General features: G+C 39.0%; 14 protein-coding genes and 6 tRNA genes. 1 reads left to right on the top strand and 19 read right to left on the bottom strand.

Annotated elements, in window-relative coordinates:
* Positions 1-42: 42 nt before the first annotated feature.
* The 12 genes from QZ995_RS19390 to rnhA form a co-directional block, all read right to left on the bottom strand.
* Entirely contained in the window at positions 43-894 is an 852-nt protein-coding gene (locus QZ995_RS19390; RefSeq protein WP_301810162.1) for an alpha/beta fold hydrolase, read from the bottom strand.
* 362 nt (positions 895-1,256) lie between these two features.
* Positions 1,257-1,817, bottom strand: a complete 561-nt coding sequence (locus tag QZ995_RS19385; protein ID WP_301810161.1) for a collagen-like protein — start codon at positions 1,815-1,817, stop codon at positions 1,257-1,259.
* Between the two features lie 639 nt (positions 1,818-2,456).
* On the bottom strand, positions 2,457-2,816 hold the full coding sequence (locus QZ995_RS23880) for a DUF1036 domain-containing protein (protein ID WP_301994291.1): 360 nt from the start codon (positions 2,814-2,816) through the stop codon (positions 2,457-2,459).
* A complete protein-coding gene (locus QZ995_RS19380; protein WP_301810160.1) occupies positions 2,797-2,982 on the bottom strand; it encodes a hypothetical protein in 186 nt (61 codons plus the stop codon). The genes QZ995_RS23880 and QZ995_RS19380 overlap by 20 nt, the downstream gene beginning before the upstream one ends.
* Before the next feature lie 1,240 nt (positions 2,983-4,222).
* On the bottom strand, positions 4,223-5,365 hold the full coding sequence (yhbH, locus tag QZ995_RS19375) for a sporulation protein YhbH (protein ID WP_301810158.1): 1,143 nt from the start codon (positions 5,363-5,365) through the stop codon (positions 4,223-4,225).
* Between the two features lie 11 nt (positions 5,366-5,376).
* Complete coding sequence (locus tag QZ995_RS19370; protein WP_301810157.1) at positions 5,377-7,275, bottom strand: PrkA family serine protein kinase; 1,899 nt, start codon at positions 7,273-7,275, stop codon at positions 5,377-5,379.
* A 1,141-nt stretch (positions 7,276-8,416) separates the two neighbouring features.
* Positions 8,417-9,148, bottom strand: coding sequence for an HAD family hydrolase (locus QZ995_RS19365; RefSeq protein ID WP_301810155.1), 732 nt, complete (start codon positions 9,146-9,148; stop codon positions 8,417-8,419).
* A gap of 59 nt (positions 9,149-9,207) precedes the next feature.
* Complete coding sequence (locus QZ995_RS19360; protein ID WP_003335381.1) at positions 9,208-9,681, bottom strand: tRNA (cytidine(34)-2'-O)-methyltransferase; 474 nt, start codon at positions 9,679-9,681, stop codon at positions 9,208-9,210.
* A 252-nt stretch (positions 9,682-9,933) separates the two neighbouring features.
* Positions 9,934-10,965 (bottom strand): amidase domain-containing protein, encoded by a 1,032-nt coding sequence (locus QZ995_RS19355; RefSeq protein ID WP_301810149.1) that lies wholly within the window; start codon positions 10,963-10,965, stop codon positions 9,934-9,936.
* A 163-nt stretch (positions 10,966-11,128) separates the two neighbouring features.
* Positions 11,129-11,647 (bottom strand): methylated-DNA--[protein]-cysteine S-methyltransferase, encoded by a 519-nt coding sequence (locus QZ995_RS19350; RefSeq protein WP_301810148.1) that lies wholly within the window; start codon positions 11,645-11,647, stop codon positions 11,129-11,131.
* A gap of 59 nt (positions 11,648-11,706) precedes the next feature.
* Positions 11,707-12,888, bottom strand: a complete 1,182-nt coding sequence (gene queG / locus QZ995_RS19345) for a tRNA epoxyqueuosine(34) reductase QueG (RefSeq protein ID WP_301810147.1) — start codon at positions 12,886-12,888, stop codon at positions 11,707-11,709.
* A complete protein-coding gene (rnhA, locus tag QZ995_RS19340) occupies positions 12,885-13,319 on the bottom strand; it encodes a ribonuclease HI (RefSeq protein WP_301810146.1) in 435 nt (144 codons plus the stop codon). Before rnhA ends, queG begins: the two co-directional genes overlap by 4 nt.
* A gap of 287 nt (positions 13,320-13,606) precedes the next feature.
* Here rnhA and QZ995_RS19335 point away from each other — a divergent pair, with 287 nt between their 5' ends.
* Complete coding sequence (locus QZ995_RS19335; protein ID WP_301810144.1) at positions 13,607-14,281, top strand: B3/B4 domain-containing protein; 675 nt, start codon at positions 13,607-13,609, stop codon at positions 14,279-14,281.
* A gap of 19 nt (positions 14,282-14,300) precedes the next feature.
* On the opposite strand, the gene QZ995_RS19330 is transcribed toward QZ995_RS19335, so the two are convergent.
* From QZ995_RS19330 to QZ995_RS19300, 7 genes are all read right to left on the bottom strand, one after another.
* Positions 14,301-15,638: a purine/pyrimidine permease gene (locus QZ995_RS19330; RefSeq protein WP_301810142.1), complete on the bottom strand. Its 1,338-nt coding sequence runs from the start codon at positions 15,636-15,638 to the stop codon at positions 14,301-14,303.
* A 141-nt stretch (positions 15,639-15,779) separates the two neighbouring features.
* A tRNA-Leu gene (locus QZ995_RS19325) sits at positions 15,780-15,862 on the bottom strand.
* Between the two features lie 112 nt (positions 15,863-15,974).
* Positions 15,975-16,048, bottom strand: a tRNA-Cys gene (locus tag QZ995_RS19320).
* A gap of 5 nt (positions 16,049-16,053) precedes the next feature.
* Positions 16,054-16,129: transfer RNA gene (locus QZ995_RS19315), tRNA-Gly, on the bottom strand.
* Between the two features lie 8 nt (positions 16,130-16,137).
* A tRNA-His gene (locus QZ995_RS19310) sits at positions 16,138-16,213 on the bottom strand.
* A 16-nt stretch (positions 16,214-16,229) separates the two neighbouring features.
* A tRNA-Trp gene (locus QZ995_RS19305) sits at positions 16,230-16,303 on the bottom strand.
* A gap of 12 nt (positions 16,304-16,315) precedes the next feature.
* A tRNA-Phe gene (locus tag QZ995_RS19300) sits at positions 16,316-16,388 on the bottom strand.
* Positions 16,389-16,417 lie beyond the last annotated feature (29 nt).

The following is a 16,417-nucleotide window of genomic DNA, read 5'->3' as shown; positions in this document are numbered from 1 at the left end:
TGAAAGCAAAGAAACGGCCTTGTGAAAAAAGAACCAAGGATCCTACTTGTCCTCATTCATCCATTCCATTAAGGTTTTATCAAATAGCTGCGGTTCTTCAAACATAGGATTATGCCCACTATGCTCAAAAATCACTTTCTTCACGTTCTCATATGTGTCATCAAGTGAGTCCCATAGTGAAACGGGAGAAACCAGATAATCATATCTTCCTAAACCAATGAATACTGGCTTTTTGAAATCAGCCAACGATTGTATTAAATTATGTTTTCCAAACTCTTCTCCCCACAGATGGTCCATAATTGGCATATTGGTATATACATTTTCCCACAGATAAGCTGCATCAAATGTATAATCGTAAAAACTCTGAGCTCCCATGCGAATGCACATATGGACAAATTGTTTTTCAGGATCTTTTTGGATGTCATTTTCTAAAAATGCAATATCTGCTTCAAACTGTCGCTTTCTCTTTAAGCTGGCAGTTTTATAAAAAAATGCAATGCTTTGCTGCTGTCTTTCTTTACTATTTGTAGGTGCTGAATTAAGTAGGACAACTTTCTGAACAGATTCTGGATATTTCTGAGCATATGCTAAGGCCATAAAGGCATGTCCTGAATGTCCCAGTATAATAAAATCCTGCAGTTCGAGTTCCTGTCTTGCCCTCTCTATATCATCTAAAATTTTATCCAATTTATAATCTTCTGGTTCTAAAGCACGAGGTGGCTTAACAAATCCTCTATGGTCCAAAAAAATAAATTGAAATGTTTCAAATAAATTTTCTGAGAATAAACGTGGATAATATATGCTGCTCCCTACCACCAGCACTGGCTTTCCAAACCCTTTTATACAATAATTTAATGTAAATCCATCACTGCTGATACTTTTAATTTGGTTCATCTGAATAGTCTCCCTTTTTTGTTAAGAAGAGCTATTAAAACTTACGCTCTCCTTTCAATCACTCCCTTTCTTGCTTCTAATCCCCTGATATTTTCCTTTGAACGCTCTAACAATTTACATCACCTCAGTTAATGGTGTTGCTTTGATAGTAAAACATTTGGGATACGGAAACATAATATCCCTATCCAGGAAGTGTAGCATATAAAAATACCTAAGAGTAGGTACTTAGATTCAGAGCGATTCTTCGCTTACATACAACTGTTGCACGCAAAAAAGCTCTCTCTGGATGTGTCCAGAAGAGAGCTGTATTGATTTCCTTACTTGGTCTACTGATTTTTATTAGGTCATCGACATTTCCCTTATTAATCTGTGATACGTGTAATGGAGAGGTGTGCTACGGTCGGAGAGAAAGGCAGGGATGGATTGTTAATCACGCCAAGATTATAAGTTGATCCAAAAATTGGGGCACCTGCTATATTAGATGAAGAATCTATTGAGAAAGAACTATCTTCTAAAGTAAATGTAATAGGTACTGAATTTGTATCTGATGGAACTACATTCCACTGAATATTATATAATCCATCCGTTAAAATAGTAAATGTGTCGAAATCATTATAATCAATTCCTTGAATCTCAGCAATGTTAAAAATAACTGTTCCATCTGGTGGAATTGACTGAGGAGCAATTCTTACTGCGTTGGCAAAAATTCTAGGCAGACTTGCTCCGGTTGGGCCGGTTGGGCCGGTGGCACCTGTTTCTCCTGTGGCTCCGGTTTCTCCTGTAGCTCCGGTTTCTCCTGTAGCTCCGATCGCTCCTGTGGCTCCTGTGGCTCCAGTTGGGCCAGTCTTACAACAGCATCCTAATAATCTACATATTAAATCGCGGACTAAATCAAGCTGCTCATCTCGATTCATATCATTCATACTATTTCCCCCCAATCTGCTACATTCTATGAGACAATCCTTTGGAGGGTCACTAAAATATGCTTTTAGGAAGAGAAGATAGACATCTGTAAAACTATAATAAACGTACATATAATAGTACACATCTAAAACCGTTTTAAAATATCCTACTTATTATATAGAAGATAAAATATGACTTACTAGATAAAAGCTCTATCTGAATTACCATATGAGATTACAAATATAACTAACTCTCTGTCTTATTGCCATATTATAATCATCATTTTTTCAGCCCCACAACGAATACCTACTTCAGACCGCTTTGTTTCACAAATATCCAGATATCTCAAAGGAGATACAGTTCATCCCATTTCACCTTGAAAAAACATTCACAATATAAAATACCGCGAAGATAGTAAAGTTGATTTAGTACTAAAATATTAGTAGGGAAGTTAGCCTACCATACTAGTTGTTAATACAAATGTTTGGCTACCCACGAGGTTCAAAGTCTGCTACTGTCAAGCTGGATAACAACTGGAATAATATGGTGATTTATAGAGATGCCCACTTTATTTATTAATAACAAGACATTATATCTATTAAAAAGTTAAAAACGCTATTTCTCATTCATTCGAGAAATAGCGCTTAGTCCTTCTCTTTTTACTGCAGGTTGATTGTATAGTCTAGAATGGGCGGAAATTGATTGGGGACCTGTAATTTCTTAAGCCCCAGGTTTCTGCTGTCGGTACTGCCTGTGTCCCAGCACCAATCGAAAGCTCTAGAAGGGATTTGGGTAAAAAATTCGCCCGACCACGTACGTCCGAGACCACTTGTATCCTCAGCGTAGTAAAAGAATTTTTTACCGTTGGCCCACCCGCTCCAAACCTGCACTGTGTTCCCCGGAGCCACCTGATACCAGCCCTTCTTTGACCACTTGTTGCTCCCTTCACAGTTGGGATTTGAGTAGGCATAAACAATCTGCAAGCCTACGTTAGTCCTGTTACGGAAATGAAGCCCCATCGCCGATCACTCCTTCCTTGTTATTGTCAGGCTGGTATGTCATACGCGGAGAGTAAGGGAAGTTTGTTGTCCATATTGACAATTCACCCTGCCCCCAGCTTCTTAAAAGAATAGAAAAATGAAGATGGATTATCGCATCGGGACTGTCAGATAATGAATTATACAAAGTGTATCCCTCCTGTTGTCCATCATTTTTCCTGATATTATATTTAACTATAGAAATTTTAGTTGATTGTCCAAATACAATGGGGTGAATACCTAGTATATAGTGGTTTATGATGATCCGATATGAACATGATTTACAGTACCCAGTCTTAGGTTTGTTTTAGAGAGGAAACGAAAGAATTGACGGAGGATCCCTTCTTTATTTTCTAAAAGAGAGAGCGAACACACTGGAAGATCCAAAAGAATCAACAGTAAAAATATTACTAGAACAAAGATTTATGGAGGTTTCATATGGCTGGCATTATTAGGGGATATTTTGTTAGTCTATCGCTCCACCAACATTATCCTTGCAAGACTTAGATCATTTTACAATGGAATACTATAGCAGCAAAACAGTTCAATTGTTTATTTATAGCGCTAGGGTAATTATGCTCTGACACTAAAGTTACCAAAAAACCAAAATATTGTAGACAATTTCAGAATATTTTTATAATATACAATTGTAAAAAAATACATATCAAGGAGTGAACTGGTAATAAAAAAATTAGTTGGCATTGCTTCAGTACTAGCTTTACTAGTATCGGCTACCCCCGCAATCGCAAAGGAAATTCAATCTGAAAATACCGCTGTAGCAGTAGCTTCTATTATTAGTAAAAGCCGAACTTTAGAACCAGAGGAGAAATATGAGACATCTACTTTTAGAGCTACCAGTAATACCTTGACTCTTACCATAGATCAGTCATCCGAGGGTTCTATAACTCATATTAAATATACCCTCTGGGATGATACTGGAAATCAGGTTGGTAAGGTATTCAATGTGAAAAAAAATGGAACTGCCTCAACTACATGGGATGTAAAAAAGGGAAAAAAATATACTTTAGAGATGCTCAATCGTAGTACACACAATGGTATTTTCATAGAAGCCACAACTAACTTTTCCATAGAATAGGTAAAGAAAAAAGAGACCTTCCTTCTATGACGGAACAGTCTCTTTTTTTGTCCCAAATGATAGTGATAAACTCTAGCAAAAGGAATGCTTATTTGATCTCCGCAACAACTACCACTATGTTAGAGTAACCGTCAATTTTTTAAAATGGACCAAAGGTTTACATTCAAGCAATGTAAACAGTGATTATATATCACAAAAAATCCCCTTCTGGTGGATTATCTCTGTTCCCTTTACAATAAGGAATATACAGCATAATTAACCACAGGGGATGTTATTAAAAATTTTATTCTTTCTAGTAAGTCTCTATTTCTTTTTTACCAAAAAACTGTTTCAGAGCCTTGTAAACCTCACCTTTTTCCCGAATAATCGAGTACATGAATTTCGGATCTTTAATATGACGATATGCGGACATGAGAGTACTGTGACGGTTATACTGATTTACCTCACCATACCCAAACATATTCGATCTTTCCATTAATTCCTTTACCAATTTCACGCAACGTTCATTATCTGACGTGAGGTTATCCCCATCTGAAAAGTGAAACGGATAGATATTATATTGGCTTACAGGATATCGTTCGTCAATAATTTCCAAGGCTTTCCGATAGGCCGACGAGCAGATAGTTCCACCGCTTTCTCCTTTAGAAAAGAACGCATCCTCTGTCACTTCTTTCGCTTCCGTATGATGTGCAATAAAAGCAATCTCCACCTTTTCATACTTCGTTCGCAAAAAGCGAAGCATCCAAAAGAAAAAGCTACGAGCTACATATTTTTCGAAAACTCCCATACTACCACTCGTATCCATCATCGCTATAATTACAGCATTGGAATGAGGCTTCACAATCTCTTCCCAGGTTTTAAAGCGTAAATCTTCCATCGAGATTCCTAGTTCCAGATCAGTATACCCAGCTAATGCATTCCGACGAATGGCAGACAGTAAGGTACGTTTTTTATCAATATTTCCCATCAAACCTTTTTTCCGAACATCATTAAATTGAATATCTTCTATGGTAATTTTCTGTTCGTCTTTTGTTTGAAGGTTGGGTAACTCTAACTCTGAAAACAGCATCTCCTGCAATTCTTCAACTGTAATCTCAGCTTCATAATAATCATTACCAGGCCCCTGACCAGCACTAGCATCAGCCGTGTCACCGTCTTTAGCTATAACATCGCCTATCTTGGAGTCACCTTTACCTTGGCCTGTATGCTGTCCTTTATTAAAATTGTAACGAAAGCGATACTCATCCAGCGATCTGATTGGTATTTTAATAATGTCTCGACCATTCGACATTATGATATTTTCTTCGCTTACTAAATCAGACAGGTTTCTCTTGATCGCCTCCTTTACCTTTTCCTGATGTCTGCTCTGGTCCTGGTGACCTTTTCTATGCAGAGACCAGTCTTCTTTGGAGACGATAAACGAGGAATCGTTCATCAAACTCCCCCCTATCGATTCAGCAAACTACCTACGTAACGCAGCAGTTCATTTGCTGAAATTGGCGTATATCCGTGTTCTTCTACTAAGCGACGTGTTACCTCATTGATTTTTTTCAATTGGTGTTCATCTGGCGTTTTTGTAGAGGTTGTTATTTTGACCACATCTTTTAAATCTGCAAATAATTTTTTCTCAATCGCTTCACGTAGGCGATCATGCGTGTTGTAGTCAAACCGCTTTCCTTTACGCGCATAAGCCGATATCCGAATCAGAATCTCTTCACGGAATGCACGCTTAGCATTTTCAGAAATACCGATTTGCTCTTCAATAGATCTCATTAGGCGCTCATCTGGTTCCAATTCCTCACCTGTTACTGGATCACGCAAGCGGTTAGAATTGCAATACGCCTCAACATTATCCAAGTAATTATCCATCATCGTTTTCGCTGATTCCTCATAGCTGTATACAAATGCCTTCTGGACTTCTTTCTTTGCAATTTCATCATACTCTTTACGGGCAATTGAGATGAAATTTAAATAACGCTCTCGTTGTTCTTTACTTATAGAAGCATGCTGATCGAGTCCTTCTTTTAACGCCCGCAAAATATCCAAGGCGTTTATAGATTCCGTATCACGGCGTATGAGTGCACTGGAGATCCTATTAATGACATAACGAGGATCAACCCCAAACATCCCTTCATCCGCATACTCATTCCTTAATTCCTCAATATCTGAACCTTTGAACCCTTCAACGGATTCTCCATTATACAAACGCAATTTTTTTAAAAGATCGGCACCTTGTTTTTTGGATTCTTTTAAACGAGTTAAAATGGAAAAAATAGCCGCTGTATATAACGCATGTGGAGCAATATGAACATGACCCAAATCAGATTGCTTAATTAATTTATCATAAATTTTCTCTTCTTCTTTCACGCGAAGATTATACGGTACTGGCATAACAATCATTCGAGATTGTAATGCTTCATTCTTTTTATTTCCGATAAAGTTTTTGTATTCCGTTTCGTTTGTGTGAGCAATTATCAGCTCATCTGCTGAAATCAGAGCAAACCTACCCGCTTTGAAATTTCCTTCTTGAGTTAGCGACAATAAATGCCACAGGAATTTTTCATCGCATTTCAGCATCTCTTGGAATTCCATGATACCACGGTTCGCTTTGTTTAATTCACCATCAAACCGATAGGCACGAGGATCAGACTCAGAGCCATACTTCGTAATCGTAGAAAAATCGATAGTCCCCGTTAAATCGGCAATATCCTGTGATTTTGGATCAGACGGGCTAAAGGTACCAATCCCCACTCTTTTTGACTCCGAAAAGAAAATCCTTGTTACGGGAAAATCTTCTATTCGGCCGCCATACTCTGTTTCCAATCGCATTCTGTTGAAAGGAGTTAGTTCTCCTTCAATCTTTACACCAAATTCTTGCTCAAATTCAGGACGCAGTTCATTTGGAACCAGGTGGAGGGGCTCTTCTTGCATAGGGCATCCTTCTAGCGCATAAATTGCACCTTCATCTGTGCGGGAATACTCCTCCAAACCACGCTTCAGCATCGTTACGATTGTTGATTTCCCCCCGCTGACTGGGCCCATTAGCAACAGGATTCTTTTTCTTACGTCCAATCTTCTTGCTGCAGAATGGAAGTATTCCTCCACCAGTCGCTCAACACTGCGATCTAAACCATAGATTTCACGTCCGAAAAATTTGTAACTCCTGCTACCATCTTCATTTTCTTCAATCCCATGGCTTTTAATCATGTTGTAGACACGTGAATGAGCAGTCTGAGCAATCTGTGGATGTTTGCGGACAAGCTCAAGATATTCAGCAAACGTGCCTTTCCACGTTAACTTTTCTTCACGGGCCCGGTGCTCTGCAATTCTTTGTAAAATATCCATGCAAGTCACTCCTCCCTAAACCAGCCAATTCTCAACTCGCAACTGTAGATTATTTTTACAAATATATGTCCCGATATTTTTTAGCATTCTTGAGAGACCTCCAAATATCAGGTGAAAATAAGGTTCTCTCCTATGAGTATGCAGATGTGCCCATCATGTTTCACTCAAAGTAGTTAGAAGTTTTTATAAAAAATGAAACAATTCTGTCAAGTCATACAATAGGCAAAAAAGTCTGTCTACGTTATAATGGATGTACTACAGTAAAGAAAGGAGCTCTACTCTATGGGTACGTTTATTGTTGGTGGAGTATTCGTCGTCTTTCTATTCTTCATCTTGACGGCTGGATATAACGAAGATAAGACCTGGAATATGTAAAGTAGAAGTTCGTACAATTCTGTGGCTATATTTGTTTTTAGGAATTAATACGATTTTAAACACTTATACTTTTCAAGATATTTTAACGCTTTGATAACCAGACGAGTCACATGTTCTTTGTGAACTTGAGCTGGTTATTTTTAATAGGTAAGCTAAAGGAAAAGCTGAATCGAACATGCCCCTCGTCAGTTCCATTCTAACTTGGACTTATTTTTGTTATAACGGTGACTACAGCTAAAGGAAAAAATAAAGGAATTAGTCGATCCAAACAAGCATTTATGGTTTGCCCCAAGATACTCGGTGGTTTTGTTACACTAAGAGGATCAACTAAAATTATCGGGGAAATGAGGACGATTTCGGATGAGGCATAGTAAAAGTCGGGGAGAATCTTGATGTGATGTAAGTAACTATTTAGAGGAGCTTATGGAACTCTCTAGCTTGCTAAACAATGCTAGGCAGCTCATATCGTTCTCCAAGAAAACAGCCCTTCCTGTGGAAGCCATAAAAATGCTGACGGTCAAATTTATAATCAGTTTCTGTCAAGAAGTAACATCCATCCTATTACGCTAAGAAAGAGTTGTCATTATTACAGAAATTGATCAAATGAGGTTCTACCGCTTTAAAAGAACTTTTCATAAAAAAGCTGCCTTTTTTGGGCAGCTTTTTTTTCGGTTAATCTCTGTTCTTTATTTTTTTGCTGCTTTACCTTTTTTGGTTCTTTGTCTTATTCATTCCCATTCTTAATCGTAACTTCTATCAATAATTGCTAAGCTTTAGCAAAAACACCCTGACGATTTATAATTGCTTGATATAATTCCTCAATCGTCCCTCGTTGGTCTACCTGATAGGTAGGCTCTCCACGATCCTCCATGTAATTGGTCACCAAAAATGTTTTTACACCCAATTGACTTGCTACCATGTCTTCCTGCATATGATTTCCTACCATGATGCACTCTTCCGGTGTTACTTGTAGGCGCTCACAGACTTCACGGTAATACTCCAGATTTGGTTTCGTGAAATGAGATGTCTCATATACCGTTACCAATTCAAAATCTTCAGGTGTTAATTCAAGCCACGCCAATCTCCCGTATATAGCCTCTTTCGGAAAAACAGGGTTTGTAGTAACAGCAACACGATAACCTGCCTCTTTCGCTGCTTCCACTAATTTTTTCCCCCAAGGTGATGGATTCGTGTAGTGTGATAAATTTGGAAATAGCTCGACATAAAATTTTTCAAAGATAGGCCATACATCTTCTTTCTTCGTGCCACTCTTTGTAACGAAACTCTCAATGAATATCTGTTCGTTGGTTTTATCTGCTTCCTTATTAATAATCATTGCTTTTGTTGAATCCCATAGCCAGCTAATCAATTGCTTTGATTCAAAGGTATCTCCTACGAACTTAGCTAACTCTTTTAAATAGTTCTCCACGAATTGATCTGTATGCATTTCCAATAATGTTCCATCTAGGTCAAAAAAAACTGTGGTTGCCTGTGACATAAGTTCCTCCCTTTGAATACCCTACCTTATATTTATCTACAGAAAAACAACAAGCTAGTTTAATCCAGTCCTGGAAAGCCGATCTGCCGTAGCCCTTCAAAAGTAACAATGGCTGCACAATTAGATAAATTCATTGATCTGGTTGCGCCCCCCATAGGGATACGAACAATTTGACTAGGATCGTATCTGTCCATAATTTCTTGTGGAATGCCACTAGTTTCTTTACCCAAGATAATAAAATCGCCAGGTTGAAAAGCGATATCGCTATAAGATCTTGTCCCATTTGTCTCTACAAAGAAAAAACGGTCTGTTTTATGCTCATGAACTTGGGCAAAATGATCAAAATTATCGTAGTAGCTGATATTTACTGCATGCCAATAATCCAATCCTGCTCGTTTAAGGGCTTTGTCATCAGTTGAAAAGCCAAGCGGACGTATGAGATGCAAATGAACACCAGTAGCTGCGCAAGTTCTAGCAATATTCCCTGTATTGGCTGGAATTAATGGTTCATGTAGTACGATGTGTAAAGACATAGACGTTACCTCTCCTCTAACAAACTCATTATCATCTTATCGTAAAAAAGTTAATTCCGATATGCTTGAAAAAAGCTTTAGAAAGAAAACCCTAAAGAACAGCTTCCCCCCAATTCAAAAGAAGCAAACTACTCTTTAGGGTTCTTGACCATTCCCTAGTGATTTTGCAAGTACCAAATCATTTGATAAAAAAGCACTTTTTTAGGTTTTTCTTATCTGAACCTTTGCTGTAACAACATACAAAGTAATGTTTTAATTATCGATTGCCATCACATGAAAGAAGCGATACTTGATAGCAGGTGTATAAGCGGTAGAATCTAAGTACTCCCAATAGCGATACTGCGCATTAAACGTGTGCGCATTCACCAACGGAAATCCCTGCTCATCTTTTGCTACGACAATTGTATTATGATCCCATCTCCCATCCCCAGTAAAATCATAACAAATGATATCACCGAGTTCCAATTCCTGCGGAGTTTCCCTTCGTTGAGCATAAAAGGGAGCCCCTCCTTTTGCCAACAATAATTCTAGACTATTTGCAATGGACCAACTAAAACTCCATCCCTCTTTTCGATGACGATACCACCATCCTTTGGCCCTGCTATTAGTAAATATCATAGGAATTCCACCTGCATGCAAGCATTGAGAAATAAAGTTGGTACAATCATCTTGAAAATAAGGATATGCCGGGTTAGGAGTTTCCCAATACGTATTTGCATAAGCAACAGCAGCTTCCCGGTTATAACGATAGGATAGAACAACAGGATGGATTTTTGAGTTCACTACAGTATTAGGCAAATTATTATGTGAGGAACTCTCCTTCTCTTGGTTATTGTTTTTGGAATTTGCCAAATCAGAATCATTGCCATGAAATAACGGCATTGGCATCCCCCACACCTGTTCGAATTTCCACAGGCTTTCGTCATCAGAGATTAATTTTATCTGTTCGTTAGTCTGTACTTCATAAAACTCAAGAGGGGCAGATGGAGTCGGTCTGTAATAAATTCTCCTATGAAGAAGTCCTGATACTATAACATTTGAAGAGCACACGGCCTCATAAATAGGTGTTAGCTTTGTATGAACCGCATGCAATGACCAGTTTTCGGGATCGTATTGTACATTCCTCCATTGAAGCCAAGCTTCCTGCCAATACCTAATCGCTTTCCTTGTTTCTTCCGTAAGTCTCATTTGTTGGGGCGAAATAGAAAAATTCAGGCTTAAAAGTGCCTTGTCTATTTCTTCGAGGTATTGGTTTACCTCAGTTCTCCAAGCTTCTCCCACCATATTACGTATGCTCCCTTCCATTTCGGGATGTACGCTTCCGATCAATTTTCAACGTATAGCACTCTTGATCGGGCAACTAGTATCTATTGCTAATTATATGGCTAAGAGCCTTGACCCATGAGCATGCAATCCACACAGCTATTCAGCTAGTAAACCTATTTCATTATTTCTGTGGTAATATTCCTTCTAAAGAAAGTAATTGTTCCTTAATGGATAACCCTCCACCATAGCCGACCAATGATCCATTCGCTCCAATTACTCGATGGCATGGAACAAGTACCGAGACTGGATTTTTGTTATTAGCCCCTCCTACCGCTCTTACCGCCTTATCTGAACCAATAATACAAGCAATTTCTTTATAAGAGCGTGTCTCACCATAAGGAATAGTAAGTAATGCATTCCAAACCTTTTTCTGAAACACTGTTCCATGCAAGTCTATAGGGAAAGTAAATGTTTTACGTTTTCCTTGGAAATAATCCTGCAATTGTCGGTGGAGCTCATGATGTTTTTCTGGTGTAGGACGATCTGCTAATGTATATTGCCATTTTTTTGCCCAGCTTTGGACGGCATGCATGCTTTCCTCATCTTGTCCAAATTGGATATAACAAACACCAATTTGATTCGTAACTAAAATCAATCCCCCAATAGGTGCATCCATATAAGAGTAATGCAATACATTCATCCTTACTCTCTCCTTTATATTTAGCATTGTTATGTGCTAGATATTCCGGAAGCAACCCTCTAGGTATTATTGTTCGCTGTCACGTTTTTTCCTTCTAGCTTTTTTAATGCTTTTTGTATTTCTTGTAAAACAGACCCATCTTGTTCCTTAAGATTGGCTAGTTCCAATGCTTCCACTGCTAACTCTCCACCAATCCGTCCTAATGCCCATGCAGAGGTTCCTCGAATAACGGGGCGTAAATCTTTATTCAAAAGCTCGATTAGATCTGGAACTGCTGACTTATCTCTAAAATGTGCTAAACCCAAAATGGCATTTCTTTGTATAGGCTTTTTACCGCGCCAAGCTGCTGCCGATTTTCCAAATCTCGCTTTAAATTCTTTATTTCCAATTGTGAGTAGGGGCCTTAGCAAAGGTTTAACAAGCTCTGGATCTGGTAAAGTTTCTGGGTGATGTGTAAAGTTCATCCCTTTATTTTTAGGGCATACCGTCTGACAGGTATCACAGCCATATAATCTATTTCCCATTTTTTCCCGGAATTCCTCTGGTATTTCGTCCTTCACTTGAGTAAGAAACGCTACACATCTCTGTGAATTTAGTTGCCCTCCTTGAACTAAGGCCTGGGTAGGGCAAGTATCCAAACAAAGTGTACAGTCTCCACACTGATCTTCTATTGGCTGATCGGATGGTAACGGCAGGTTCGTGATCATCTCGCCCAGATAGACGTAAGAACCGAATTCTGGGGTAATAATGGAGCAATTTTTTCCTACCCATCCTATTCCCGCTCTTTCAGCTACAGCTCGATCAGACAGAACACCTGTATCTACCATAGATTCTAAACGTGCTTCTGGTTCCAGTGTTTGAATAAAATCGGCAAGTTGGTTCAATTTATCACGCAGAATGTGATGATAATCTAATCCCCATGCAGAGCGGGCTAAAATCCCTCTATACGCCTCAGGCTCTGATTTCGGAAAATTGGTCATCTTGGAGGGATAGGCAATAGCAATAGCGATGATAGAACGTGCTCCCTCAAGAGTAAGCTCAGGATACACACGCTTATCAATGTCCTTCTCTTCAAAACCTGATTCATATCCTTTTTCACGATGCTCGATCAGTCTGTCTTTTAATTCTAAAAAAGGATCTGCTGAGGTAAATCCTATTTTATCAATGCCTATTTCTGCTGCATAGCATTGAATGGTTTCTTTTATTTGTTGCCAATATGCTGTGTCTTTAGATGGCTTCACCGGTGTTTAATCGCTCCTGTGGCCAATTCGTCGCAACGATTATTCCATTCATTGTCAGCATGGCCCTTTACTTTTACATAGCTAACCTGATGAATTTCCATGAGTGACAGAAGCTCTTTCCATAGCTCCTGATTCTCCACAGGTTGGTTTTTGCTATTTTTCCATCCTCGCTGCACCCAGCCCACATGCCAACGCTGTTGAAAACAGTTTACAACATAGGCACTATCGCTATATATCGTAACCTTGCAGGGCTCCTTAAGAACCTTTAAAGCTTCGATAACAGCCTGTAATTCCATTCGATTATTTGTCGTTTGCTCAGCTGATCCTGACATCTCTTTTTTATGTTCACCATAAAACAGAAGCGCCCCCCAGCCACCTGGACCAGGATTCCCCGAGCATGCTCCGTCTGTATAAATTGTTACTTCCTTCATCGTTCCTACGTTCCCTCCTTGGTTTCTATTTCTATTGTATAAAAGGACAGAGCCCTCTACAAAAATATTTCATTGAAATCTCTTTCCTCATGTTACGTGATCTGTTACGTAAAAACAAATGATTTCCCCTTTATTCCCATGTTTGTTATTGGCTTTTCCATGACCGATCAAATATGTTGTAGTCAATTAAACATGTACTAAAAAGCTTATAGTGCTGACGGAATTTTATATGTTTCTAAAGAGTGATATACTATTTTATAATTTTGTATTTGAAAGGAGCATTTTTCATGTACATAACCATTGATTCCAATCTGTTAGAGAAGCTTCCTGATTTTTCTTTGGGGATGATTCATTATTCGGGAATGTCCCTCTCTAGCTCTCCCAAAATGCTGATGGGTCGCATGAATTATTTTATTGAATCTCTGCGTATAGAGCATTCTCTTGAAAGCATGAAGAATATCCCTAATCTAAGCTACTGGCGTGCAGGGTTTAAAGCATTAGGTATCGATCCTAGCCGATACCGCCCTTCTTCTGAGGCGTTACTACGCCGAATTCTGCAAGGAAATCCCTTTCATTGGGTAAATTCCGCAGTAGATGTAAATAACTTTTTATCAATTACACATTTTCTTCCTTTTGGTTTATATGATGTTCACAAGCTACAACTTCCAATACGTTGTCAATTAGGTACAGAAAACGATGTTTATTCAGCTCTAAATGGACGTGACGTTACTATGAACGGAAAAATAATTTTAGCTGATCAGAATGGAGCATTTGGTAGCCCTATTGTGGATTCTCTCCGAACCAGTGTTACAACTGACAGTACAGAGCTCGTTCAGATCATCTTTATTCCACCAAATGTTTCGCCAAACGAACAGGAAAAAATTATTGGTTCCTCAGCTAGAATGATGATCGAGATCAATGGCGGTGACATTGTTCAATCCGCAATTATTTCAACAAAGTAAATCAAAAAAGACGAATTGCCTAGGAAGCAGATTCGTCTTTTTTTGTATCTACAGTTTGTACCGCACGATTAGGGTAAATAACATGTTCTAATAACAAAACTAATAGCACACCCACTAGGAGTCCGTTACTACATAAGAAACTTAGCATAGGATGCAGAGTTCTCCACGCATCAGGAGCAACAAACATGATACCTAATCCCAGCAATAAAGAACATCCTACCACAATAATCGTTCGTTCATTAAAAGGAACTCTTTTAAAATCTCGTAAACCAAATCCCAGGATTTGGGCATACGCAACGAACATAGCTGCATAGGCAACTGGTGTTGGCAAGGTTGCTAGTATATTAGAAATAGAAGGCAGAAGCCCAATAATCATCATCAAAGACATAGCTAAAATAAAAGGTAACCTAGATGCAATCCTTGTCGTCTGTATAAACGCTGCAGCAAGTGTGAGTGGTATCATTCCCACAACTCCTGTCAAGCCAGATATTAGATGGGACACACCTGTAAATACTCCGCCTTTATCAAAATGTCTCTTTTCCGCCTTTTCTTCCGTTGTTTCACCAATTACTGCAATGCTAGTTATTAAATTAGTTAAAAGAATTAGCGTTGTAAGTACACATGTTATTACAATCCCTAGATCCCAATGAAACGGTCCCCAGAAAAACAAACGAGGTAAAGTTACCAGAGTCGATGATTCTCTAATAGGGTCTGTCCATCCCATTAAAGCATAGGTTCCCCAACCTGCCAACATTCCGATTAATACTGCAAAGCTAGCAACAGCTTTTATTTTTTGACATAGTAACACAATCATAATAATAACAATAGAGGCTAAGGAAATGCTGGGAAGTACGGTAGTTGAACCATGATAGCCTACTCCTAGCATCCCTTTAATAAAATTACTAGCTAGTGATATTGCAAGTAAAATCATATATGTTCCAGTTACAGCAGGGGTAAAAAGCTTCTGCAATTTACTTATAGAATTGGTGAAGCCTAAAATGAAAAAGATCAAACCCGAGATGACCATCCCTACCTGAAAGGATTGTCCTATTTCCATTGGGGCTAATCCCATCGTAACCCCTATTTGGCCTAACATAAGAAAAATACTCCACCATAAACCTGCAGGTGCCTCCATCATAGGATATCTATGACCAATCCAAGCTTGAATAAGAGAGGCTAATCCAATATAAAACAAAGTCTGTTGAATAAATAAAGCTGTTTGGGCTTCGCTTAAACCATAAGCTTCACCAATGACAATAGGTACTGCAATGCTACACGAAAGAGTTACAATAAACCACTGCACAGCTGCCGGTATTGTTACCTTCCAAGGTGGTGTACTATTTAAGCCGTACTTCACACCGTCTTCCCCCTTACCATCTTCCTATCAAATGACTCTGAATTTATTTTTGAATCAAAATAACCTGTGCTGTAAGTAGTAATTTAGTAATAAAAACAAAAATGCTTTCTTCTTTATTGAAGAAAGCATTTGCTTTACGTATGGTGCCGGTAGAGGGACTTGAACCCCCACGGTTTCCCTCACGATTTTGAGTCGCGCGCGTCTGCCAATTCCGCCATACCGGCATGTTTAATTTCAAATAACCATTTCAAATCATTACTCTATGAATCTATCATATTTTTCTATAAAAATCAACATATTATTAATGGTTGTAGAAAAATATCAAATTGTTTGAAATGGAGGAGGTACCCGGATTTGAACCGGGGATGAGGGTTTTGCAGACCCGTGCCTTACCACTTGGCTATACCTCCACATATGGAGCGGACGACGGGTCTCGAACCCGCGACCTTCGCCTTGGCAAGGCGACGCTCTACCAATTGAGCTACGTCCGCATAAAAAATGGGGCGATCGATGGGAATCGAACCCACGAGTGTCGGAGCCACAATCCGATGCGTTAACCACTTCGCCACGACCGCCATACTAACATTATAGTGGCAGGGGCAGTAGGAATCGAACCCACGCCAAAAGTTTTGGAGACTTTTGTTCTACCATTAAACTATGCCCCTACATAATAAAGGTGGCTCGGGACGGAATCGAACCGCCGACACGAGGATTTTCAGTCCTCTGCTCTACCGACTGAGCTACCGAGCCAAACATACTTGCCATGCTCTGAATAAGAA

This window comes from Brevibacillus laterosporus (assembly GCF_030489605.1).
GTDB classification, from domain to species: domain Bacteria; phylum Bacillota; class Bacilli; order Brevibacillales; family Brevibacillaceae; genus Brevibacillus_B; species Brevibacillus_B laterosporus_E.
The sequence above is the reverse complement of the archived record's forward strand: the minus strand, read 5'-3'. Positions and strand labels throughout refer to the sequence as shown.

What these genes read in the sequence shown, in the direction of transcription:
- QZ995_RS19390 (WP_301810162.1), bottom strand. Translation starts at nt 894, where the DNA reads ATGAACCAAATTAAAAGTATCAGCAGTGATGGATTTACATTAAATTAT.
- QZ995_RS19385 (WP_301810161.1), bottom strand. Translation starts at nt 1,817, where the DNA reads ATGAATGATATGAATCGAGATGAGCAGCTTGATTTAGTCCGCGATTTA.
- QZ995_RS23880 (WP_301994291.1), bottom strand. Translation starts at nt 2,816, where the DNA reads ATGGGGCTTCATTTCCGTAACAGGACTAACGTAGGCTTGCAGATTGTT.
- yhbH (WP_301810158.1), bottom strand. Translation starts at nt 5,365, where the DNA reads ATGAACGATTCCTCGTTTATCGTCTCCAAAGAAGACTGGTCTCTGCAT.
- QZ995_RS19370 (WP_301810157.1), bottom strand. Translation starts at nt 7,275, where the DNA reads ATGGATATTTTACAAAGAATTGCAGAGCACCGGGCCCGTGAAGAAAAG.
- QZ995_RS19365 (WP_301810155.1), bottom strand. Translation starts at nt 9,148, where the DNA reads ATGTCACAGGCAACCACAGTTTTTTTTGACCTAGATGGAACATTATTG.
- QZ995_RS19360 (WP_003335381.1), bottom strand. Translation starts at nt 9,681, where the DNA reads ATGTCTTTACACATCGTACTACATGAACCATTAATTCCAGCCAATACA.
- QZ995_RS19355 (WP_301810149.1), bottom strand. Translation starts at nt 10,965, where the DNA reads ATGGTGGGAGAAGCTTGGAGAACTGAGGTAAACCAATACCTCGAAGAA.
- QZ995_RS19350 (WP_301810148.1), bottom strand. Translation starts at nt 11,647, where the DNA reads ATGAATGTATTGCATTACTCTTATATGGATGCACCTATTGGGGGATTG.
- rnhA (WP_301810146.1), bottom strand. Translation starts at nt 13,319, where the DNA reads ATGAAGGAAGTAACAATTTATACAGACGGAGCATGCTCGGGGAATCCT.
- QZ995_RS19335 (WP_301810144.1), top strand. Translation starts at nt 13,607, where the DNA reads ATGTACATAACCATTGATTCCAATCTGTTAGAGAAGCTTCCTGATTTT.